Below are 21,581 nucleotides of genomic sequence, written 5' to 3' on the forward strand. Positions count from 1 at the left end.
GAAGTCTGGCAAAGGTGTTTTGCATTATTGCAAAGGTTGGTCGAAGATGGACTGGGACGATCTGCGTGTTTTCCTTGCTGTCGCGCGGGCGGAAAGCCTGTCTGGGGCGGGCAGGGCGCTCAAATGCGATGCGGCCACGGTCGGGCGACGGATCGCGCGGCTCGAGGAAGCCTTCGGCGCCAAGCTTTTCGTGAAATCGCCGCAGGGCTATGCGCTGACCGAGGCCGGCTCGCGGCTGCTGCCTCATGCCGAGCAGGCCGAGCAGGCGATGGCGGGCGCGGCCGAGGAATTGGGCGGTTCGGCCGGAAGGCTGACAGGGCAATTGCGGATCGGCGCACCGGATGGTTGCGCGAACTACCTGCTTCCGCAGGTCTGCGCGGCGATCTGCGACGCGAACCCCGGGCTTGAGATCCACATCGTTGCCCTGCCGCGCGTGTTTAACCTGTCCAAGCGCGAGGCTGACATGGCCATTGCCGTGTCGCGCCCCACGGCCGGGCGGCTGACGGTGCAGAAGCTGACCGACTACCAGCTGCATCTCGCGGCGCATGAAGACTACCTTGGCCAGGTCGGCCCGATCACCACTCGTTCGGACCTCAAGGCGCATCGGATGATCGGCTATATCCCCGACATGATCTTCGACAAGGAGTTGGACTATTTCGCAGAGACCGGGGGCGAGGCGGTTGGCCTCGCATCGAACTCGGTCTCGGTGCAGATGCAGATGGTGCGGGCGGGGGCAGGGGTCGGCATCGTCCATGACTTCGCGATTCCGTTTTGCCCCGGCGTACGGCGCATTCTGTTGGATCAGGTCTCGCTCAGCCGCACCTTCTGGCTGATCCGCCATGCGGACGATCGCCGCTCGGAGCGACTGACGCGCCTTGCCGATGCGCTTGGGCAGGGGTTACGCGCCGAGGTGACCCGGCTTGAGGCCCTCGCAGCAAGCTATTGAGTTCGCAACCGCAAAGCAGTCTTGACAGGCGTCCATCGCGCGGTGACGCTGCGAGTCAGACAAGCGATTGGGAGGTTGCGATGCAGGTTCTGCAAATTCTGAAAACGAAGGGCGATGAAACCGTGGCGACGATTGCGCCCGGCTCGACCGTTGCGGCGGTGGCCGAGGTCTTGTCGCAGCGCCGCATCGGTGCCCTGATCGTTTCGCGGGACGGCAAGCATGTCGAGGGTATCGTGTCCGAGCGCGACGTGGTGCGCGAGCTTGGGCGCCGCGGCCCCTCGGTGCTGAACCTCCCCGTCGATGAGATCATGACCAGGAACGCTGTCGGCTGCGCGCGCACCGATACCACCGATCAGGTGATGGAGCGCATGAGCGACGGCCGCTTCCGCCACATGCCCGTCATGGAAGGCGACGAGATGATCGGCCTCGTGTCGATCGGCGACGTCGTGAAGGCCCGCCTGTCCGAGCTGCAACTTGAGAAAGAAGCGCTCACCGGCATGATTATGGGCAATTAATTCTGCGCCGCGGCAAGAGATGCTTGCAAATGGGCACGCAATATTGTTGCGTGCCCTAAACATTTCGTGAGCGGCAAGTGAGGAGTTCGCCCATGCGCATCGGCCTGTACCCCGGCACGTTCGACCCTGTGACACTCGGGCATATCGACATCATTCAGCGAGCGCTGGCGCTCGTGGATCGATTGGTGATCGGCGTGGCGATCAACCGCGACAAGGGCCCGATGTTCACGCTCGAAGAGCGCGTCGAGATGATCGAGACCGAATGCGCCCAGATCACCGCGCGGTGCGGAGGCGAGATCCAGGTGCACCCGTTCGAGAACCTGCTGATCAACTGCGCGCGCGACGTCGGCGCGAACGTGATCATCCGCGGCCTGCGCGCCGTGGCAGATTTCGAGTACGAATTCCAGATGGTCGGGATGAACCGCGCCCTCGATTCGAGCGTCGAGACGGTCTTCCTGATGGCCGACGCACGGCGCCAGGCGATAGCTTCGAAGCTGGTGAAGGAAATCGCCCGTCTCGACGGCGATGTGACACGCTTCGTCACCCCCGCGGTCAAGGATCGGTTGATGGAGCGTCTCGGCAAGGTCTGACGACCGGCTGGCGCGGCGGGGGGGCCGCGCCAAATGCCGTCAGATGAGCTTGCCCATGGCAACAGCGGTATCCGCCATGCGGTTGGAAAAGCCCCACTCGTTGTCATACCAGCTCAGGATACGCACCATGGTGCCCTCCATGACCTTGGTCTGATCCATGTGGAAGACCGAGGAATGGCTGTCATGGTTAAAGTCCATGCTGACATTCTTGAATTTTGTGTAGCCCAGAACGCCCTTGAGCGGGCCTTCGGCGGCGGCGCGGATCGCCTCGTTCACCTCTTCGACGGTGGTCGGGCGGGCGGCCTCGAAGACCAGATCGACGACCGAGACGTTCGGGGTCGGAACCCGGATCGCGACGCCGTCGAGCTTGCCCTTCAGTTCCGGCAGAACCAGTCCGACCGCCTTGGCGGCGCCTGTCGAGGTCGGGATCATGCTCAGCGCGGCGGCACGGGCGCGGTAGAGATCCTTGTGGAAGGTGTCGAGCGTCGGCTGGTCGCCGGTGTAGCTGTGGATCGTGGTCATGAAGCCCTTCACGATCCCGATTGCGTCGTTCAGCGTCTTTGCGACGGGCGACAGGCAGTTCGTCGTGCAACTCGCGTTCGACACGACGATGTCGTCCTTAGTCAGCGTGCCATGGTTGACGCCGAAAACGATGGTCTTGTCGGCACCTTCGCCGGGCGCCGAGATCAGCACGCGCTTCGAGCCATTCTCGAGATGCGGCTGGCACTTCTCCTTCGAGGTGAAGATGCCTGTGCATTCGAGCACGACGTCCACATCCGACCAGGGCAGATCGGCGGGGTTGCGCATCGCGGTGCAGCGGATCGGTCCGCGCCCGACATCGATCCAGTCCTCGCCGGTGGTCACCTCGGCAGGAAAGCGGCCATGCACCGAATCGAAGCGCAGCAGATGCGCGCTGGTTTCGACCGGGCCCAGATCGTTGATCGCGACGACTTCGATATCGGTGCGGCCCGATTCGATGATGGCGCGCAGGATGTTGCGCCCGATACGTCCGAACCCGTTGATTGCTACCTTGACCGCCATTTCAGCCTCCTGTGACTCTGCACCGCAGCGCAAGTTTAGCGCTAACATCGCGATTTCGAGCCAAAGGTCAACAGAAAGGTGGGCCCGTTCAGCGCCAGAATTCGACCCAATCGATCAATTCGACGGTCTTGCGGGCCAGAAAAAGGAAAACGCCCCAGTCGTTGGCGAAGCCATCGACCAGGGCGGCAAGGATAATCAGTGTGGAAAGCCCGACGGCGACAGAGGTATTCATACCACTCCCTTGCGCGTCGGGGCCGTCCCGGAGCGCCTTACAGCAGGCGACCCATCGCGCCGGCCACGTCGGCCATGCGGCACGAGAAGCCCCATTCGTTGTCGTACCACGCCAGAACGCGCACCAGCTTGCCGCCGGTGACCTTGGTCTGGTCGGGGGCGAAGATGGACGAGTAGGGCGTGTGGTTGAAGTCGATCGAGACCTTCGGCTCGGGGTCATAGGCCAGAACCATGCCCATGTAGCCCTGCGCGGCTTCGCGCACGATCTCGTTCACCTCGTCCTTGGTCACCGATTTGTTGGCGATGAACGTCAGGTCAACGGCCGAGACGTTCGGGGTGGGGACGCGCATCGCGGTGCCGTCGAGTTTGCCAGCCAGTTCCGGCATCACTTCGCCGATGGCTTTCGCGGCGCCGGTCGAGGTCGGGATCATCGCCATGGCGGCGGCGCGGGCGCGATACAGATCCTTGTGGCGGCGGTCCAGCGTCGGCTGATCACCGGTGTAGGAGTGGATCGTGGTCATGATGCCCGACTCGATGCCGATCGCGTCGTGCAGAACCTTGGCCAGCGGCGCGAGGCAGTTCGTGGTGCACGAGCCGTTCGACACGACATGGTGGTCGGTCTTCAACTCGCGGTGGTTCACGCCATAGACGATGGTCTTGTCGGCGTTCTTGGCCGGGGCCGAGACCAGCACGCGCTTGGCGCCGCGGCCCAGGTGGACGGCGGCCTTGGCGCGGTCATTGAACTTGCCGGTGCATTCCAGCACGACGTCAACACCATCCCAGTCCAGCTCGTCGGGGTTGTAGGTGGACATCACTTCGATCGGGCCGTGGCCGAGGTCAAGCGTCTTGCCTTCGACCTTCACCGGGCCACCGAAACGGCCGTGAACCGAGTCGTATTTCAGCAGGTGGGCGTTGGTCTCGATCGGGCCGGTCGCGTTGATCTTGACCACCTGCACGTCATTGCGCGCGGCTTCCGCGATATGGGCGAGGGTGCAGCGGCCGATACGACCAAAGCCGTTGATCCCGATGGTGACGGTCATAGCGCTCTCCTGAACTGGCGAAATGAGGCGGCCTTCGTGCGATGAGTGCCGATCGCATGGCGATACCACGCTCTGTGCCCTCGGAAAACCCGGCGTTTCGGGATGATAGCGGAAACATGCGCTGATGGCGGTAACGTTAGCGATGGTAATTGGCCCGGATTGCAGACCAGTTGTGCATTTGGCGCGGCAATGGCGGGGCCGAGCCAAGCGCTGAGTCGGGCGCTCACGCGGCGCAACGCCCCCTGAACGGCGTCTGCGGCGCGGGTCGTCCGGGCGCGCCCGCAGGCGGGTGTCATTCCTCCTCCGGGGTGATCAGAGTGATCTCGCCTGCCATTTGCAACGTGCGGATTGCGGCGACCACCGCGGCCATGGCCTCCTCGGCATCGCGCGGTTTGACCGATCCGCGCGCCTCGATCTCTTCGCGCAGTGTTGCGGCCATGCGCTGCGAGATATTCGCCAGAATGAAGGAGGCTGACGGATCCTCGGCCCCGGCGGCGGTCAGGGCCGTCACGAGGCGCGGCTGCTCGACCGCGCGCAGGATCTTGGGGATGTCGCGCGGCTCGATCCGGGCGGGGATATTGGCGAAGGTGAAGATCGCCTTGCGCACCTGCTCGGCGAAGGCGGCATCCTGTTCGTCCAGACCGCTCAGCACATCGTCGCGTGTCCCCGCTGCGGCATGGTTGAGGATGGCGCCGACCCGCTCGACCGGGCCGCTGACGAAGGCCTTCGGAGGCACGGCATCAAGCTGTTGGATCAGCGCAAGCCCGATCCGTCGCACGGTTTCGGGCGCCACGTTTCCGGTCAGCGAAACGAGATAGGCCACCCGCCGCGCCTTGTCGCCGGGCAGCTTGCCAAGCACCTCGGCGGCCTTCGCTACCGAAAGCTTGGACAGGACAACGGCGCAGACCTCGGCGCTTTCGGCTTGCAAGAGCGGCTCGATTGCCTCGGAGGGCAGCGCCGCGATCCGCTCCCACGGGTCGGCCGAGGGGCTGGCGGCGGCGATCCGGCGCAGGCGGCTGGCGGCAGAAACCGAGATTTGCCCGTCGAGGAGCGACAGCGCGCCCTCCAACCCGCCCGGAAAGGCAAGGCCGACCGCGCCGATCTCGGCGCAGAATTCTTCGACCACCTCGCGCAGCGTGTCCTTGCCGATCAGGCTGAGCGCGGCGATCTGTTCGGTCAGAATAGTTTGCTGATCTTCGCTTAGCTGCGCGAGGGGCAGGCGCGCCCCCTCGGACGACAGAAGGCGCACGATGATCGCTGCCTTCTGCTGCTTGCTCAGCTTGACTGCCCCGGCGCGCGCCTTTTCGGGCGCAGCCGTCGGCTCGATCTGTGCGATCGCGTTCACCCCAACCTCCGATTCCTGCTTGTGGCAGGCTGGCATGGGGCGGGTTAAGGGCCGGTTACGCCGGCCCTGTTTCGCTTAGCTCGACTGGATCACACAGGCCTTGGCCTGTGCATCCCATGCCTGCCCCTGCGGGCAGCTCATGGCGGTCTTGTCTTTCCAGGGGCACTCGGCCAGTGCCGCGACCGGCAGAAGGGCCAAGGCGATGGAAGCGAGGATCGTCTTCATGGTCGGCTCCTTTCCTTAAAGGAACAGCAGACCACGAATCAGGCCGATCCCCGCTTCACGGATGCGTGATTACTCGCCGAAGACGCGGCGGAAGATCGTGTCCACGTGCTTGGTGTGGTAGCCGAGGTCGAACTTTTCCTCGATCTCCGCCGGGGAAAGCGCGGCGGTCACTTCGGCGTCTTTCAGGAGCTCTTCCTTGAAATCCGCACCCTGTTCCCAGACCTTCATCGCGTTGCGCTGCACCAGACGATACGAGTCCTCACGCGACACACCGGCTTGGGTCAGCGCCAGCAGAACCCGCTGCGACATGACCAAACCTTTGAACTTGTTCATGTTGCGCAGCATGTTGTCGGGGTAGATCACCAGGTTCTCGATCACGCCCGCCAGACGGTTCAGTGCGAAGTCGAGGGTGATCGTCGCATCCGGACCGATACCGCGCTCAACCGAGCTGTGCGAGATGTCGCGCTCATGCCAAAGCGCTACGTTCTCCATCGCGGGCGCGACGCACATGCGCACGAGACGCGCGAGGCCGGTGAGGTTCTCGGTCAGCACCGGGTTGCGCTTGTGCGGCATCGCCGACGAGCCCTTCTGGCCCTTCGAGAAGAACTCTTCGGCCTCAAGAACCTCGGTGCGCTGCATGTGGCGGATCTCGATGGCGACATTCTCGATCGACGAGGCGATGACGCCGAGCGTGGCGAAGAACATCGCGTGACGGTCGCGCGGGATCACCTGCGTGCTGATCGGTTCGGGGCGCAGGCCCAGTTTCTCGCAGACATGCTCTTCGACCGCCGGGTCGATGTTGGCGAAGGTGCCGACCGCGCCCGAGATCGCGCCGGTGGCGATTTCCCAACGGGCTTTTTCGAGGCGGTTCTTGTTGCGATCCATTTCGGCGTAGAAGCGCGCGAAGGTCAGGCCCATGGTGGTCGGCTCGGCGTGGATGCCGTGCGAGCGGCCGATGCGGACGGTGTCCTTGTGCTCGTAGGCGCGCTTCTTCAGCGCGGCCAGAACGCGGTCCATGTCCTTCAGCAGGATGTCGGCGGCGCGCACCAGTTGCACGTTCAGCGTGGTGTCGAGCACGTCCGACGAGGTCATGCCCTGGTGGACAAAGCGCGCCTCGGTCGAGCCGATATGCTCGGCCAGGTGGGTCAGGAAGGCGATGACGTCATGCTTGGTGACGGCCTCGATCTCGTCGATGCGGGCAACGTCGAATTCCACGTCCTTGGCGGTCCAGACCGCCTCGGCGCTGGCCTTCGGGATCACGCCCAGTTCGGCCTGCGCGTCGCAGGCATGGGCCTCGATCTCGTACCAGATCTTGAACTTGGTGGCGGGTTCCCAGATGTCGACCATCTCTTTGCGGGCATAACGCGGGATCATCGGAGGCCTCTTGCTTGTGACGGGTTTGGCGGGCTTCTAGACTGCGGGGGCCTGTGGGGCAAGGCGGAGGGAAGCGCGATGGCGCCAAAACTGGCGGATTTTGAGGGAGAATGGCGCATCGAGCGCGTCATTCGCGCAGTCGGCCGGCCCGAGGCGCGGTTTTCCGGCCATGCGGTCTTTCGCCCCGAAGGCGCGGGGCTGCTTTACCGCGAGGAGGGGGAGCTGACCATGCCCGGAGCGCCCCCGATGCGGGCCGAGCGCACCTATCGCTGGTCCGAAGGCGGGGCAGGGATCGTCGTGACCTTCGCGGACGGACGGGCGTTTCATGATTTCGATCCCGCTGCGCCCAGGGCCACGCATTGGTGCGACCCCGATGACTATCGCGTGGCCTATGATTTTTCGGGCTGGCCGGTGTGGCGGGCCGAGTGGCGGGTGCGCGGTCCGCGCAAGGATTACGTGATGGTCTCCGACTACCGCCGTGCCTGAGGTGCAATGTGCCGCAGTGCGGGGGCTTGCTTTGGCGTATGAACAGCGGCAGCGTGGCACCATGAGCGATATCCGTCAGAAAAGCCTGCCCTTCGCCCCCTGGGTCGATCCGCGCACCCGCCGACTGCCGGGGATCATGCCGATTTCCATGGAGGACTGGCTGCAGATCGACGACGCCTATGCCGCGCAGATGGCGCTGCGCGAGCGGTTGATCTCGGAAAGCCCCGAACGGGTTCTGGCCCTGTCCGAGGCCGCGCGTCCTGCGGCGGAAGAGCTTTATGATCTGGTGCTGCCTCTTCTGCCAGCCTTGGGCTTCACGATTACGGCGACAGAGGCCACGCGGCCCGATGGGGTGAGTGTCGCACTGGACCGCGAAAACCCTCTCGCCACGCTTGGGCGGCTGGTGCAGGAAGACCTGTGCCTGATGGAGGATGGCCCCGACGGCCATCTCCTGACCGGCGCGGTGCTGTGCTTTCCCGCGGGCTGGACGCTGACCGAGAAATTCGGCCGCGCGATGTTCGGCATTCACAAGCCCGTCAAGGTCTACACCGAGGATATTGGCAGCCGGGTCCAGCGCTTGATGGATGGTGTGCAGCCCGGACGCCCGCTGATGCGCGGCACGGCACATCACTCGAACGCGCCGCTGTTCAATCCGCGCCGGGAAGAGCAGGGCCGCGCGCCCGAGGGCGAGTTGCCCTTCATCCGGGTTGAGCGGCAGGGCCTCGTGCGCCTGCCGCAGACACGCGCCGTGGCCTTCTCGATCCACACATATGTGGTGGAGCCCTCGGCGCTCAGCCCCGAACAGGCGGAGCTGCTGGCCGAGTTCCCGATCCGCGATGCCGCCTGATCAGGGCAGTTCGCGCGCCAATTGCCAGCGCAGGTCGTCGTTGTCGCGCTCGATCATGCCGGGGATCAGGAAGGCGTCGATCAGCCACCACAGGCCCACAACCGCCAGCGGCAGGTAGCCCACAAGGATGACGCTTAGCGCCGAGCCGATCCCGAACAGGATCAGCATCAAAAGCGCCGACCCCCACCGCCCCAGATAAAAGCGGTGTGCGCCAAGCATGCCGAGGAAGAACCACAGCAGATAGGCAACGAAGGGGGAGCTTGCTTCGTTCGCGACGCGTTGCTCGATGTAAAGGGCGCGGGTGTCTGTCATGTTAACCTCCGTAACATGACGCGATATGGGGGTTGCTGCGCGCCGTTCAAGGGGCTCAGAACAGCTTCTTGTCGAGCCGCAGCCAGATCAGCACCTGCGTAATCGCCAGCGCGCCGATGACGGCGATCAGGAAGACCTCGGCGCGGGGTAGGGTGAAGTGCTTGCTGAGCGTGATGACAAAGCCGACATGGATGAAGTAGATGCCGGTCGAGTAGGTGCCAAGCGGCAGTCGTGCAACCCAGCCGGGCAGGGCGGGGGCCTTGACTGCGGCGATGATCAGCATCGGGCAGGCAAGCAACGCGGCGATCAGCGTCTCGGGCGCCAGCGGGAATTGCGGGTGCGCGAACTGGCGCAGCGTCCAGGATTCGAGCATCACAAGGCCAAGCCCGGCAAGGCCAAGCGTCAGTGCCGTGCCAAAGCCCACCCGCGCGGTCAGGCCCGCGCGGCGCACGACGTAGCCCAGTAGGAAGAAGGGCAGCCCCAGAAGGATGCCGTTGCGCACCTCGGCGGGCCAGCAGCCGCGCGGGATGATGCGCAGCATGATCGCCTCCTGAATGCCGTAGCCGATCAGGAAGGTGGCCGCGCTAAGCGCGATGATTGACCCCAGCCGCCAGCGCCACACCAGCGAGGCGGCCAGCACCGTCACCGCCAGACCGGTCAGGAACCACAGGTGCCACCAGCCGAAGATCCACCAGTTCAGGTATTGCTTCAGCCCGCCCGCCGCGACCGAGGGCCACCAGAAATAGATATAAAGCGTCAGCCAGATCAGGTGCAGCTTGAGATAGCGCCAGACGAGCCGCGCTGAGCGACCCGGAACCTCGGGGCGGAAGTTGAACCCGGCGATCACGAAAAAGCCGGGCACCGCGACCCGCGCAACGCCGTTCCCGAGCAGCCAGGTGCCGATCTCGGACACATCCCTGAGCGGGTTTGCGTGGATCGTCACGACCAGCAGAGCAAGGCAGAACTTGAGCAGATCCAACGCGACCAGGCGCTTGCCGGGATCGTTCGGGGGGAGAGGGGACGACATGGCCGCCACGATGCACCTGAGAGTACGGCCCGCGGGCCATTGCGAGAAACGTGAGGGGGATCCCCTACGAAAAAAGGCCCCGCGAGAACGGGGCCTTTTCCTTATATGTCAGTCGATTATGATTTGGCGAGATTGCGCAGCACGTAGTGCAGAACGCCCCCGTTCTTGAGGTACTCGATCTCAACCTCGGTATCGATGCGCGACTTGATCTGGATGGTCTTCCTCGAGCCGTCCTTGTACTCGATGGTGCAGGGCACGAGGCTGAGCGGCTTGATGTCGCCTTCCAGACCTTCGATGGTCACCACCTCGTCACCGGTCAGGCCGAGCGTCTTGCGGTTGTCGCCGCCGGTGAACTCGAACGGAACGACGCCCATGCCGATCAGGTTCGAGCGGTGGATGCGCTCGAAGCTCTCGGCGATCACGCCCTTGACGCCCAGAAGGTTGGTGCCCTTGGCGGCCCAGTCACGCGACGAACCCGCGCCGTATTCGATGCCACCGAAGATGACGAGCGGAGTGCCCGCCGCCTGATATTCCATCGAAGCGTCGTAGATCGAGGTCTGCTCGCCGTTCGGGCCCTTGGTGTAGCCGCCTTCGACGCCATCCAGCATCTCGTTCTTGATGCGGATGTTGGCGAAGGTGCCGCGCATCATGACTTCGTGGTTGCCGCGGCGCGAGCCGTAGCTGTTGAAGTCCTTCGGCGCGACCTGGCGCTCGGTCAGGTATTTGCCGGCCGGGGTGGTCGGTTTGAACGAACCCGCGGGCGAGATGTGGTCGGTGGTGATCATGTCACCCAGCACGGCCAGAACGCGGGCCGAGTTGATGTTTGAGATCACGCCCGGCTCGGCCGACATGCCGCGGAAGTAGGGCGGGTTCTGGATATAGGTCGACGAGGCCGGCCAGTCATAGGTTTCCCCTTCCGAGGTCTCCACGCCCTGCCATTTTTCGTCGCCTTTGAACACGTCCGCATATTTGCGGATGAAGGCTTCGCGGGTCACGGTCTTCTCGACAAGCTCGGCGATCTCGGAGTTGGTCGGCCAGATGTCCGTGAGATACACCGGCTTGCCGTCTTTCGAGGTGCCGATCGCATCCTTGGTGATGTCGATGTTCATATCGCCAGCCAGCGCATAGGCCACCACGAGCGGCGGCGAGGCGAGGTAGTTGGCACGAACGTCGGGCGAGATACGGCCTTCGAAGTTGCGGTTGCCCGACAGGACTGCGGCTGCGATCAGATCGTTCTCGTTGATCGCCTTCGAGATCTCCGGCTGGAGCGGACCCGAGTTGCCGATACAGGTGGTGCAACCGTAACCGACCAGGTTGAAGCCGATCGCATCCAGGTCTTCCTGAAGGCCTGCGGCCTCAAGGTATTCCGAGACGACCTGCGAGCCGGGCGCCAACGAGGTCTTGACCCAGGGCTTGCGGTTCAGGCCAAGCGCTCGCGCCTTGCGGGCCACGAGACCCGCGCCGATCATCACGTAGGGGTTCGAGGTGTTGGTGCAGGACGTGATCGAGGCGATCACGACCGAACCGTCGCGGATCTCGTAGCTTTCACCCTCAACCTTGGCCGACTTGCGGATCTCGACCGGCTTCGTGGTGGTGTTGCCTTCCTCGGCCATGTCCGATGCGGCGGCCGAGATGTCTATGCCACGATAGCCCGCAACGACCTTGGCGAAGGACGGGGCGGCGTCGGTCAGCGGCAGATAGTCCTGCGGGCGCTTCGGACCCGAAATCGCCGGAACGATCGAACCCATGTCGAGCTCGAGCTGCGACGAGTAGATCGGGGCGTAATCCGCACCGCGCCACAAGCCGTTTTCCTTGGCGTAGGCTTCAACGAGGGCGATGCGATCCTCGTCGCGGCCGGTCTGACGCAGGTAGCGCAGGGTCTCGCCATCGATCGGGAAGAAGCCGCAGGTCGCGCCGTATTCGGGGGCCATGTTGGCGATGGTCGAGCGCTGCGCGATCGGCAGATTGTCGAGGCCGTCGCCATAGAATTCGACGAACTTGCCCACAACGCCGTGCTTGCGCAGCATCTGGACGACCTTGAGCACGAGGTCGGTGCCCGTCGTGCCTTCGACGAGCTCGCCGGTCAGCTTGAAGCCGACGACTTCCGGGATCAGCATCGAGATCGGCTGGCCGAGCATCGCGGCCTCGGCCTCGATGCCGCCCACACCCCAGCCCAGAACCGCAAGCCCGTTGACCATGGTGGTGTGGCTGTCGGTGCCAACAAGGGTATCCGGGTAGGCCACGGTTTCTCCGGTCTGGTCGGTGTCGGTCCAGACGGTCTGCGCCAGATACTCGATGTTCACCTGGTGGCAGATGCCGGTGCCCGGGGGAACCACGCGGAAGTTGTCGAACGCGCCCTGACCCCACTTGAGGAACTGGTAACGCTCCATGTTGCGCTCATATTCGAGGTCAACGTTCTTCTGGAAGGCGCGCGGCTTGCCGAACTCGTCGATCATGACCGAGTGATCGATCACGAGGTCAACCGGAACCAGCGGGTTGATCTTCTTGGCGTCGCCGCCAAGCGCCTTGATGCCATCGCGCATCGCGGCAAGGTCAACTACGGCCGGAACGCCGGTGAAATCTTGCATCAGCACGCGGGCCGGTCGGTAGGCGATCTCACGTGGGTTCTTGCCGTCGTTGGCGCCCCATTCGGCGAAGGCCTTAATGTCATCGACCGAGACGGTGAAGCCGCCATCCTCGAAACGCAGCATGTTCTCCAGAACGACTTTCAGCGACGCGGGCAATCTTGAGAAATCGCCCAAGCCCGCCTGTTGCGCAGCGGGGATCGAATAGTAGGAAACAGTCTTGCCGCCAGCTGTCAGTTGACGACGGGTGTTGGCGGTGTCCTTGCCGGTAACGATGGGCATCAGATGGCCTCCCTTTGGCTGTGTCGGGTGTCGTTGGCCAGTTCTTGCCCCATCGAAAAGAGTCGATCAAGGTCGGGAAGGCACCTACTGTATACTGTGGTATACAATTTTCCGTGTCTTCCCACGCGTCCGACTTCCTTGGAGCCCGAGTTCGGGCGCAAACATGGTCAAGATCGCAAAACCTTGATTGGCAAAGGCAGGGATCGCGTCATAGGAAAGAAAGGAACCTGGACGGGGCGGCATGACACCGACGATCATCAGCATATCACGCGCGGCGACCTTGAGCATGGTGTTTAGCCTTGCACTGTCGTCTTTTTCCTTCGCGCAGGTGGTGCCCGGCGAGGCAGCCGACCCGGGGCTTGCAGGGGCTGCTGGTGCTCGTATCCAGTCTTTTGCCGCGACCGCTCAGAATGGGGCCACCGATATCGCCGAGGCAGCGCGCGTCGGCGCCGAGGCTCTGGCGGGGGCGCTGGCGGCTGAAACGGCGTTGGTTCTCAAGGCAAATCCGGCGGCGGCTGCCGCGCCAGCGCAACCCAGCCCGGTCGTGATCGAGCTTTTCACCTCGCAGGGCTGTTCATCATGCCCTCCGGCGGATGAGCTGCTGGCGCAAATCGCGCCGCGCCAGGATATCATCGCGCTCGCTCTGCATGTGGATTACTGGGACTACCTGGGTTGGGAAGACCCGTTCGCGCAGCCCGCCTTCACCGCCCGCCAAAAGGCCTATGCCCGCGCTGCGGGGGAGCGGATGATCTACACCCCTCAAATGATCATCGGTGGAAGCGAGACGCTTGTGGGTCCGTCCGCCGAGGCGCTTGAAGCAGCTATCGCCAGCCAGGCATCGGTCAAGCAGCCGGTCGCCATGACCATCAGCGGGGGCGGTGGGCAGTATGAGATAGAACTGCACGCCGATCCGCCGCTGGAGCAGGGCACCATCGTGCAGATCGTGCGTTATGCCCCGCAGGCCCGTGTCGAGATCCTGCGCGGCGAGAATGCCGGGCTTGAGATGGACTACGCCAATGTGGTCACGGCCTGGCATGCGGTCGCCGAGTGGGACGGTCGCAAGCCGACTCGTCTGACCGCGAAGATCCAGGGCGAGGAGCCCGCCGTGGTGATCGTGCAATCCGCTCGCCCCTCCAAATCCGCTCCTCTGCCCGGTACGATCCTTGCTGCGGGACGTCTGAACTGATCAGCCGCGCGGCGCGCGCTTCTTCCAGCGGCGGTGGATCCAGAACCACTGATCCATATGTGCGCGCACCTTGCGCTCAAGCGCATCGTTGAAGAGCTGAGACATGGTTTCGGCGCCCGACGGGGGGATCGCTTCCTCAACCTCGATGGAGAACGACAGGCCGTCCTCTTGCCGCACGGCGAAGATCGGGATCATCGGCACATCGTATTTCAGCGCAAGCTCGGCTGCGGAGAGCGGTGTCTTGGCCTCCAGCCCGAAAAAGGTGCAAGGGGCGCCTGCCTTGAAATACTGATCGATGGCAAGGCCGACCATCCCGCCATCGCGCAGGTAGCGCAGCATTCGCGCCATGCCACGCTTGTCGCGGGAGAAAAGCGGCTCGGCGATCCCCTCGATCGCCTCCACATATTGCGCATTAAAGGCGCGGTTATTCATTGGCCGATAAAGCGCGCCGATGCGGTAGCCCCGTGCATGGAGCGCGCCGCGCCAGGCGTCGTAGTTTCCGAAATGCCCGGTCACCAGAACGGCCGACTTGCCCTCGGCGCGCAGGGCCTCGAGATGCGCGGCGCCGGGCCCGGTCAGGGGCAGGTCCCGCACACGTTCAAGAAACTCATCGCCCGAGTAAATCTCGGCCAGCGAGCGGCCGATGTTGTCGGGGACCCGACGGACCAGGCGTTCGACCTCGGAAGCGGGAAGATCGGGGCAGGCCATGCCAAGGTTGACGCGAACGCGCCTCCTCCAGCCGGCAAGCGGCGCGATCACGCCCGACATCGCCCGACCTGCCAGAGCAACGCGCCGCTCATAGGGCAGGGCGCGCAATACGCGCATCAACCCGGAGAAGACCGAGGCGCTGATACGGTCGGAGAGGGTCGGGCTTTCTTCGGTGTCGTTCATTGGATCGGTTCGGATTTCGCCGCCGCGCGGTGTTCTCTGGCCCAGACATAAAGCCCGGCCGCCACGATCACAAGCGCGCCGCTGATCGTCCAGCGATCGGGAAGCTGGTCAAAGAACAGCCAGCCCCAGATGCTTGAGAAGATCAGACCGAGATAACCGAAGGGCGCAAGGGTGCCGGCCTCGGCCATGCTGAAGGCGCGGATCAGCAGCGCCTGACCAACGGTGCCTAGCGCGCCGCATGCGACGAAGGCCCATAGATCCTGCACCTCGATCGGGGTCCAGACGAAGGGCAGGGCGAGTGAGGTGACGATGCTGCCTACCAGCGCAGACCAGATCAGCGAGGTCGCCGTGCTGTCGAACCGCACGGCGCGGGTCAGCAACGCACCGCCGGCATAGGTGAAGGCTGCAGCCAGCGCCAGAAGGGCAGCAGGCTCGAACACGCCCGCCCCGGGGCGGATGATGATCATCGCGCCGACGAACGAGACGGCGATGCCGATCAGGCGGCGCGGCCCGAGCTTTTCGCCCAAGAAAAGCGCCGCGCCGAGGGTGATCAGAACGGGGTTGAGGTCGGTTAGTGCAGCAGCCTCGGCCAGACCGATGTGGCGGATGGCCCAGAAGAACAGGATCACAGTGGCCAGCTGCATCAGGGCGCGGGCCAGTTGCAGCCCCGGCTGGCGCGCGCGGATCAGGCGCGGCAGGCGCGCGCGGAAGATCAGCGCCAGCAAGGCCGCGTTGACGACGAAGCGCGCCCAGACGACCTGCGCCGGGTGATAGCCCGTGCCCAGATGCTTGGCCGCCGCATCCATCAGCGTGAAGAACCCGAGCGCACCGATCAGCAGCGCGATCCCGAGGCCCGGCCGGTTGACCGGAATGACAGAGGGGGCCGCGACCGGCCCCCCCTCGATAATCTGGCTGGTCTCCCGCCTCACAGCAGGCTCTTGACCTTCTCGGCGACCGCCTCGGGGGTGATGCCGAACTCGGCATAAAGCCGCTCGGCCGGGGCCGAGGCGCCGAAGCTGTCCATGCCGACGAAGCCCGCTTTCTTCTCGGTGCCGCGCTCGCCCAGAAGCCAGCGATCCCAGGGCTGACGCACGGCGGCCTCGACGGCCACGCGCACCGCGCCGGGCGGCAGGATCTTGCGGCGGTAGGCCTCGTCCTGCGCTGCGAACAGCTCCATGCAGGGCATGGAAACCACGCGCGTGCCGATGGCCTGAGCTTGCAGGATGTCGCGGGCCTTGAGCGCGATCTCGACCTCGGAACCGGTGGCCATGATGATCGCCTGACGCTTGCCCGCGGCCTCTTCGATCACATATGCGCCCTTGGCGACCATGTTCGAGTTGGTGTGGGTCTTGCGCAGCGTCGGCAGGTTCTGACGGCTGAGCGCCAGCACCGACGGGGTCTTCTCGGCCGAGATGGCCAGCTCCCACGCCTCGGCGGTTTCGATCACGTCGGCGGGGCGGAAGGTCCAGGTGTTGGGTGTCGCGCGGCAGATCGCCAGATGCTCGACCGGCTGGTGCGTCGGGCCGTCTTCGCCCAGACCGATCGAGTCATGGGTCATGACATAGACCGCCGGAACGCCCATCAGCGCAGACAGGCGCATCGCGCCGCGGGCGTAATCGGTGAAGCAGAAGAAGGTGCCGCCATAGGGGCGGGCGCCACCGTGCAGCCACAGCCCGTTCATCGCCGCGGCCATGCCGTGCTCACGGATGCCGTAGCGCACGTAACGGCCCTTGCGGTTGTCGGGCATGAAGTCCGACATATCGGCGGTCTTGGTCAGGTTCGAACCGGTCAGGTCCGCCGAGCCGCCGATGGTTTCCGGCACGACCGGGTTGATCGCGGCCAGCACCATTTCCGAGGCCTTGCGGGTCGCAACCTTCGGCGCGGCTTCCGAGTTGGCCTTCTTGAAGGCGCGGATCGCCGAGGCGAGCTTTTTCGGCACGCCGCCCGCCATCTGGCGCTCGAACTCGGCCTTCTTGGCAGCCGAAAGGCCGTTCAGCCGGGCTTCCCACTCGGCGCGATCGGAAGCGCCCTTGGAACCAATGGCTTCCCACTCGGCCTTGATTTCCACCGGGATCTCGAACGGGCCATAGCCCCAGCCATAAACCTCGCGGGTCAGCGCGATCTCGGCATCGCCAAGCGGCGAGCCGTGGACCGAGTAGCTGTCGGCCTTGTTGGGCGAGCCGAAGCCAATGATGGTCTTGCAGTCTACCAGAACCGGGCCCTTGGCCTTCTTGGCCTCGGTCAGCGCGCGGTCGATATCGGCGGGGTCGTGACCGTCGCAAGCAAGCGTGGTCCAGCCCGAGGCCTCGAAACGCTTGTGCTGGTCGGTGATGTCCGAAACCGTCACGCGGCCGTCGATGGTGATGTTGTTGTTGTCCCAAAGGACGATCAGGTTATCGAGTTCCTGCTTGCCCGCCAGGCCGATCGCCTCTTGGCTGATACCTTCCATCAGGCAGCCGTCACCGGCGATGACCCAGATCTTGTGATCGACGACCTTCTTGCCAAAGCGCGCGGCCATCGACTTTTCCGCAATCGCCATGCCGACGGCGGTCGAGATACCCTGGCCGAGCGGGCCGGTGGTGGTCTCGACGCCTTCGAGGTGGCCGTATTCCGGGTGACCCGCCATGCGCGAGCCCCACTGGCGGAAGTTCTTCACTTCGTCCAGCGTCGCCTGTTTGTAGCCGGTCAGGTGCAGCAGCGCGTAAAGCAGCATCGAGCCATGGCCCGCCGAGAGGATGAAACGGTCACGGTCGGCCCAGTTCGGCGCCGAGGCGTCGAATTTCAGGTGGTTGCGATAAAGGACGGTTGCCACGTCGGCCATGCCCATCGGCATCCCGGGGTGGCCCGAATTTGCCGCCTGCACGGCGTCCATCGCCAGCGCGCGGATCGCGGTGGCAAGCTTCCAGTGGTCGGGGTGATTGGCGCGCAGCGTAGCGATGTCCAAGGCTCTGTCCTCTTCGCTATTGATAACGGTAACTTGCGCCCCTGATAGCAGGGATCGGGGCAAGATCAAGCGCAGCACCCAAGTCATTGATGCAAAAGGGTGGGCTATCCCCCCGTATGTTGGGTAAACTTGCGCAATAAGGGCAGGCGCGCGATTCGGTCGCGCAGACGATTTCATCAGGGACTTACGGACGGGGCGGGCAGATGACAGATATTGCCGAGTATGAACGCCGGATCAGTTTCGCGCTGGAGCGGATCGCGCGCGGGGTCGAGACTTTGACGGCGGGCGGCGGTGTTTCGATCAGCGAAAGCCTTGTGGTCGAAGTTCCCGAAGACGATGCCAGCGCCGCCCAGATCGCGGAACTGCGCGACGCGCTGGAGGCAGAGCGCACCGCCAATGCGCAACTTTCCGAGCGCGTGCGCGCGATCCGCGAAAAGCAGGAAACCACGCTTTCGACGATGGAAAAGCGTCTGGCACAGGCCACGCGCAGTTATGAAGGCGCGCAGGTTGAACTGGCGCGGCTCAAGCGGGCCAATGCCGATCTGGCCGAAGCCAATCGTGCGTTGATCGAGGCGGGCAATGATCTTGCCCCGCATCTGATCAACCGCGCGCTTCAGGCCGAGCTGGAATCGCTACGCGCCGCGCGCGCGGCCGAAGTGGCGGAGCTTGGCGACATTCTCGACAGTATCGAGCCGCTAATCGAGGCGCAGGAACAGATGGGGGCCGGGGACCATGCCTGAGATGAAAGTTACCATCGGGGGGCGCGAGTTCGACGTGGCCTGCCAGCCCGGAGAGGAACATTTCCTGAGCGCCGCGGCGTCGCTGCTCGACGCAGAGGCCAGCGTTCTGATCAACCAGATCGGCCGGATGCCTGAGGCGCGGATGCTGCTGATGTCGGGCCTCATGCTGGCCGACAAGACGGCGGGGGTCGAGGATCAGTTGCGCGCAGCGCTCGCACGCGTGGCCGAACTGGAGGTCGAGATTGCTGAGGCGCGCGAAAACCCGGCCATGGTCGAAGTGCCGGTGATTCCGACCGCCGTGTCGGATACGCTGGCCGAGATCGCCGCGCGTGCCGAGGCGCTGGCCGACAAGGTCGAAGAGACGCTGTGAAACGGGTCGCGGCCCTGATGGCGTCGGGCGCGCTTGCCTCGGGGGCCTGGGCGCAGGAGCCTGCGACGGTTCCCCTTGATTACCAATGCGAGAACGGGGCGCGCTTTGCCCTTGCGCTGGATCGACAGGACGACCTGATTTACGGCGCGATCCTCGGGCGCCCGGTGTTGCTGGAGCATGTCATCTCGGGCTCGGGCGCGCGCTACGCCGAACGCGACGCCGCTGATCGCGGAGGACGATACGAGTTGTGGATGAAGGGCGATGAGGCGATGCTGAACTGGACGACCGGGGAAGACAGCCTCACCTTGCTCAGCGGCTGCCGGATCGTCGAATAAGGCTCATCAACGCAAAACGCGCGGACTGTGCCGCGCGTTCTCGTTTTTCGCCAGTGCCTTACTCGGCGGCTTTCATCTCGAAGCCCTGCGCAATCTTGTCCGAAGGGGCAATCGGATATTCGCCCGAGAAGCAGGCGTCGCAATACTGCGGGCAGTTCTTGTCGCGCCCCTGCGCCTCACCGGCCGCGCGGTACAGACCGTCGAGCGAGATGAACTTGAGGCTATCCACCCCGATCCAGTCGCGCATCTCTTCTTCACTCATGCGCGCGGCCAGCAGTTTCTCGCGGTCGGGCGTATCGACACCGTAGAAGCACGGCCAGGCGGTCGGCGGGGAGGCGATGCGGAAGTGCACCTCGGCGGCGCCCGCATCGAGGATCATCTCCTTGATCTTGCGCGAGGTGGTGCCGCGTACGACCGAGTCATCGACCAGGATCACGCGCTTGCCCTTGATCAGGCCCTTGTTGACGTTGAGCTTGAGGCGCACGCCCATGTTGCGGATCTGCTCGGTCGGCTCGATGAAGGTGCGACCCATGTATTGGTTGCGCGTGATGCCAAGCGCGAAGGGGATGCCCGAGGCATGGCTGTAACCGATGGCCGCGGGCGTGCCTGAATCCGGCACCGGGCAGACGAGATCGGCCTCGACCGGTGCTTCGGCAGCCAGTTCCACGCCGATCTGATAGCGCGTCTCATAGACCGAGCGGCCGCCGATGATGCTGTCGGGGCGCGAGAAATAGACGTGCTCGAAAATGCAGAAGCGGCCTTTCGACGGGCCGAAGGGGCGCGAGCTTTCGATCTTGCCAGCCTGAATGACGACCATTTCGCCCGGCTCGATCTCACGCACGAAATCGGCGCCGATGATGTCGAGGCCACAGGTCTCGGACGACAGCACGTAACCATTGTCGCCCAGTCGGCCGAGCACCAGCGGGCGCACGCCAAGCGGGTCGCGGACACCGATCAGCTTGGTGCGCGTCATCGCCACCACAGAGAAGGCGCCCTCGACGCGGCGCAGCGCATCGGCGATCCGGTCGGCGTGATGCTTCTGGATCGAGCGGGCCATGAGGTGGATGATGCATTCCGAATCCGAGCTGGACTGGAAGATCGCGCCGCGTTCGATCAGTTCCATCCGCAGCGCGTCGGCATTGGTCAGGTTGCCGTTATGCGCAATCGCGGCGCCACCCATCGAGAACTCGCCGAAGAAGGGCTGCACGTCGCGGATCACGGCGGCCTTCGAACCAGCGGTCGAGTAGCGCACATGGCCGATCGCCAGCGGACCCGGCAGGGTCTCCATCAGCGAGGCTTTGGTGAAATTGTCGCGCACATAGCCGAAACGATGGGCGGAGTTGAAACCCTTCTCGGGGTGGTGGGCCACGATACCGCCCGCCTCTTGCCCGCGATGTTGTAGCGCGTGCAGGCCAAGGGCCACGAAGTTCGCGGCATCCGCCACGCCGATCACGCCGAAAACGCCGCATTCTTCCTTGAGCTTGTCGTCGTCGAACGGATGCGAAAGGAAGGGCTTGGCCGGTTGGGTCATGGGAGGTGTCCTTGGTCCGGTGGGGCTTGCGTGGCCCATTTACTGCGAAACGGGAGGGGTGTTAAGCCCTCCCGTCCCGAAAACCGTCATCTGGATGTCACTATTTCGAATAGTGATCAGTTCGACGCTGCCGCAGGGGCAGGCGCGGCGGCCGGTGCCTCGCCCGTGGCCGAGCATTTCGCCACCAGTTCCTCGTAGCGGGCGACAATCCAGCCGGGCGCATCGGCGGGCATGGTTTCGTCCATCTGGCCGCTCAGGCGCTGGAAGACCGAGGCCGAGCGCGAGCTGTCGATCATCGGTATCGAGTCGTCCACCATCACGCGGTCATAGACCACGAATGCGACGGCCACGATCACGATGCCGCGCAGCACCCCGAACAGGAAGCCCAGGCCCTGGTCGATCCCGCCAAGCGCCGAGCGTTGCACGACCGACGAAAACAGCGGCGTGATTATCGAGAACACAATCAGCGCCAGCGCGAAGACCGCTGCGAATCCGGCGATCGTTGCCAGTTCGCAGCTATCGGCCAGAAACTTGTTGAGCACCGGCAGCTGCGCGATCAGCGGGCGCGCGGCATCGGCGAAGATATAGGCGACGACCGCCGAGGCGATCCAACCCGCGATTGCAAGCCCCTCGCGGACAAAGCCGCGGCTATAGGCGAGAATTGCCGACAGAATAATGACGGCCGCCACAATGGCATCTACGATGGTAAAACCTTCCATGCGTTCCTGCGTCCCTTTG

At 64.4% G+C, this 21,581-nt stretch carries 23 protein-coding genes; 9 read left to right on the top strand and 14 right to left on the bottom strand.

What is annotated here, in order from left to right:
* The first annotated feature begins 46 nt into the window (after positions 1-46).
* The 3 genes from KTQ37_RS06685 (at position 47) to coaD (ending at position 2,051) form a co-directional block, all read left to right on the top strand.
* Positions 47-946 carry a LysR family transcriptional regulator gene (locus KTQ37_RS06685; protein ID WP_218629721.1) on the top strand — a complete coding sequence of 300 codons (900 nt, stop codon included), beginning with the start codon at positions 47-49 and terminating at the stop codon, positions 944-946.
* An 80-nt stretch (positions 947-1,026) separates the two neighbouring features.
* A complete protein-coding gene (locus KTQ37_RS06690) occupies positions 1,027-1,461 on the top strand; it encodes a CBS domain-containing protein (RefSeq protein WP_218629722.1) in 435 nt (144 codons plus the stop codon).
* Positions 1,462-1,553: 92 nt separating this feature from the next.
* Positions 1,554-2,051: a pantetheine-phosphate adenylyltransferase gene (gene coaD / locus KTQ37_RS06695; RefSeq protein WP_218629723.1), complete on the top strand. Its 498-nt coding sequence runs from the start codon at positions 1,554-1,556 to the stop codon at positions 2,049-2,051.
* A 39-nt stretch (positions 2,052-2,090) separates the two neighbouring features.
* Here coaD and gap (KTQ37_RS06700) read toward each other — a convergent pair whose 3' ends face one another.
* From gap (KTQ37_RS06700) to purB, 6 genes are all read right to left on the bottom strand, one after another.
* A complete protein-coding gene (gap, locus tag KTQ37_RS06700) occupies positions 2,091-3,092 on the bottom strand; it encodes a type I glyceraldehyde-3-phosphate dehydrogenase (protein WP_218629724.1) in 1,002 nt (333 codons plus the stop codon).
* 88 nt (positions 3,093-3,180) lie between these two features.
* Positions 3,181-3,324: a hypothetical protein gene (locus tag KTQ37_RS06705; RefSeq protein ID WP_218629725.1), complete on the bottom strand. Its 144-nt coding sequence runs from the start codon at positions 3,322-3,324 to the stop codon at positions 3,181-3,183.
* A 37-nt stretch (positions 3,325-3,361) separates the two neighbouring features.
* Positions 3,362-4,363, bottom strand: coding sequence for a type I glyceraldehyde-3-phosphate dehydrogenase (gene gap / locus KTQ37_RS06710; RefSeq protein WP_218629726.1), 1,002 nt, complete (start codon positions 4,361-4,363; stop codon positions 3,362-3,364).
* A gap of 292 nt (positions 4,364-4,655) precedes the next feature.
* On the bottom strand, positions 4,656-5,708 hold the full coding sequence (locus tag KTQ37_RS06715; protein WP_413243717.1) for a flagellar motor switch protein FliG: 1,053 nt from the start codon (positions 5,706-5,708) through the stop codon (positions 4,656-4,658).
* A 75-nt stretch (positions 5,709-5,783) separates the two neighbouring features.
* Positions 5,784-5,933 carry a hypothetical protein gene (locus KTQ37_RS06720; RefSeq protein WP_218629728.1) on the bottom strand — a complete coding sequence of 50 codons (150 nt, stop codon included), beginning with the start codon at positions 5,931-5,933 and terminating at the stop codon, positions 5,784-5,786.
* Positions 5,934-6,002: 69 nt separating this feature from the next.
* On the bottom strand, positions 6,003-7,307 hold the full coding sequence (gene purB, locus KTQ37_RS06725; protein ID WP_218629729.1) for an adenylosuccinate lyase: 1,305 nt from the start codon (positions 7,305-7,307) through the stop codon (positions 6,003-6,005).
* Positions 7,308-7,385: 78 nt separating this feature from the next.
* On the opposite strand from purB, the gene KTQ37_RS06730 reads away from it, so the two are divergent.
* Together KTQ37_RS06730 and KTQ37_RS06735 are read left to right on the top strand one after the other, a co-directional pair.
* Entirely contained in the window at positions 7,386-7,793 is a 408-nt protein-coding gene (locus KTQ37_RS06730) for a DUF6314 family protein (RefSeq protein WP_218629730.1), read from the top strand.
* Between the two features lie 61 nt (positions 7,794-7,854).
* Complete coding sequence (locus KTQ37_RS06735; protein ID WP_218629731.1) at positions 7,855-8,640, top strand: heme-dependent oxidative N-demethylase family protein; 786 nt, start codon at positions 7,855-7,857, stop codon at positions 8,638-8,640.
* Here the strand turns inward: KTQ37_RS06735 and KTQ37_RS06740 are convergent, their stop codons facing one another.
* From KTQ37_RS06740 to acnA, 3 genes are all read right to left on the bottom strand, one after another.
* Positions 8,641-8,952 carry a TM2 domain-containing protein gene (locus KTQ37_RS06740; protein WP_218629732.1) on the bottom strand — a complete coding sequence of 104 codons (312 nt, stop codon included), beginning with the start codon at positions 8,950-8,952 and terminating at the stop codon, positions 8,641-8,643.
* A 55-nt stretch (positions 8,953-9,007) separates the two neighbouring features.
* On the bottom strand, positions 9,008-9,979 hold the full coding sequence (locus KTQ37_RS06745; RefSeq protein WP_218629733.1) for an acyltransferase family protein: 972 nt from the start codon (positions 9,977-9,979) through the stop codon (positions 9,008-9,010).
* Positions 9,980-10,095: 116 nt separating this feature from the next.
* The gene (gene acnA, locus KTQ37_RS06750) at positions 10,096-12,846 is read right to left on the bottom strand and encodes an aconitate hydratase AcnA (protein ID WP_218629734.1); all 2,751 of its coding nucleotides are present in this window, start codon (positions 12,844-12,846) and stop codon (positions 10,096-10,098) included.
* Positions 12,847-13,087: 241 nt separating this feature from the next.
* On the opposite strand from acnA, the gene KTQ37_RS06755 reads away from it, so the two are divergent.
* On the top strand, positions 13,088-14,032 hold the full coding sequence (locus KTQ37_RS06755; RefSeq protein WP_236021106.1) for a DUF1223 domain-containing protein: 945 nt from the start codon (positions 13,088-13,090) through the stop codon (positions 14,030-14,032).
* Here KTQ37_RS06755 and KTQ37_RS06760 read toward each other — a convergent pair whose 3' ends face one another.
* The 3 genes from KTQ37_RS06760 to tkt are packed head-to-tail and all read right to left on the bottom strand — an operon-like array spanning position 14,033 to position 17,867.
* Positions 14,033-14,923, bottom strand: a complete 891-nt coding sequence (locus tag KTQ37_RS06760) for a lysophospholipid acyltransferase family protein (RefSeq protein WP_218629735.1) — start codon at positions 14,921-14,923, stop codon at positions 14,033-14,035. It lies immediately after the preceding gene.
* Positions 14,920-15,852: a DMT family transporter gene (locus KTQ37_RS06765; RefSeq protein ID WP_218629736.1), complete on the bottom strand. Its 933-nt coding sequence runs from the start codon at positions 15,850-15,852 to the stop codon at positions 14,920-14,922. Before KTQ37_RS06765 ends, KTQ37_RS06760 begins: the two co-directional genes overlap by 4 nt.
* On the bottom strand, positions 15,849-17,867 hold the full coding sequence (tkt, locus tag KTQ37_RS06770) for a transketolase (RefSeq protein ID WP_218629737.1): 2,019 nt from the start codon (positions 17,865-17,867) through the stop codon (positions 15,849-15,851). The genes KTQ37_RS06765 and tkt overlap by 4 nt, the downstream gene beginning before the upstream one ends.
* A 203-nt stretch (positions 17,868-18,070) precedes the next feature.
* Here tkt and KTQ37_RS06775 point away from each other — a divergent pair, with 203 nt between their 5' ends.
* From KTQ37_RS06775 to KTQ37_RS06785, 3 genes are read left to right on the top strand one after another with little or no spacing between them, the layout of a single operon-like run.
* Complete coding sequence (locus KTQ37_RS06775) at positions 18,071-18,607, top strand: hypothetical protein (RefSeq protein WP_218629738.1); 537 nt, start codon at positions 18,071-18,073, stop codon at positions 18,605-18,607.
* Positions 18,600-18,977, top strand: coding sequence for a cell division protein ZapA (locus KTQ37_RS06780; protein WP_218629739.1), 378 nt, complete (start codon positions 18,600-18,602; stop codon positions 18,975-18,977). Before KTQ37_RS06775 ends, KTQ37_RS06780 begins: the two co-directional genes overlap by 8 nt.
* Positions 18,974-19,312 carry an MliC family protein gene (locus KTQ37_RS06785; RefSeq protein ID WP_218629740.1) on the top strand — a complete coding sequence of 113 codons (339 nt, stop codon included), beginning with the start codon at positions 18,974-18,976 and terminating at the stop codon, positions 19,310-19,312. Before KTQ37_RS06780 ends, KTQ37_RS06785 begins: the two co-directional genes overlap by 4 nt.
* A gap of 58 nt (positions 19,313-19,370) precedes the next feature.
* Here KTQ37_RS06785 and purF read toward each other — a convergent pair whose 3' ends face one another.
* Both purF and KTQ37_RS06795 read right to left on the bottom strand, forming a co-directional pair.
* Positions 19,371-20,843 carry an amidophosphoribosyltransferase gene (purF, locus tag KTQ37_RS06790; RefSeq protein WP_218629741.1) on the bottom strand — a complete coding sequence of 491 codons (1,473 nt, stop codon included), beginning with the start codon at positions 20,841-20,843 and terminating at the stop codon, positions 19,371-19,373.
* A gap of 116 nt (positions 20,844-20,959) precedes the next feature.
* Positions 20,960-21,562 (bottom strand): CvpA family protein, encoded by a 603-nt coding sequence (locus tag KTQ37_RS06795; RefSeq protein ID WP_218629742.1) that lies wholly within the window; start codon positions 21,560-21,562, stop codon positions 20,960-20,962.
* Positions 21,563-21,581 lie beyond the last annotated feature (19 nt).

The sequence above is a fragment of the Sedimentimonas flavescens genome, from assembly GCF_019264375.1.
GTDB classification, from domain to species: Bacteria; Pseudomonadota; Alphaproteobacteria; order Rhodobacterales; family Rhodobacteraceae; genus Rhodobacter; species Rhodobacter flavescens.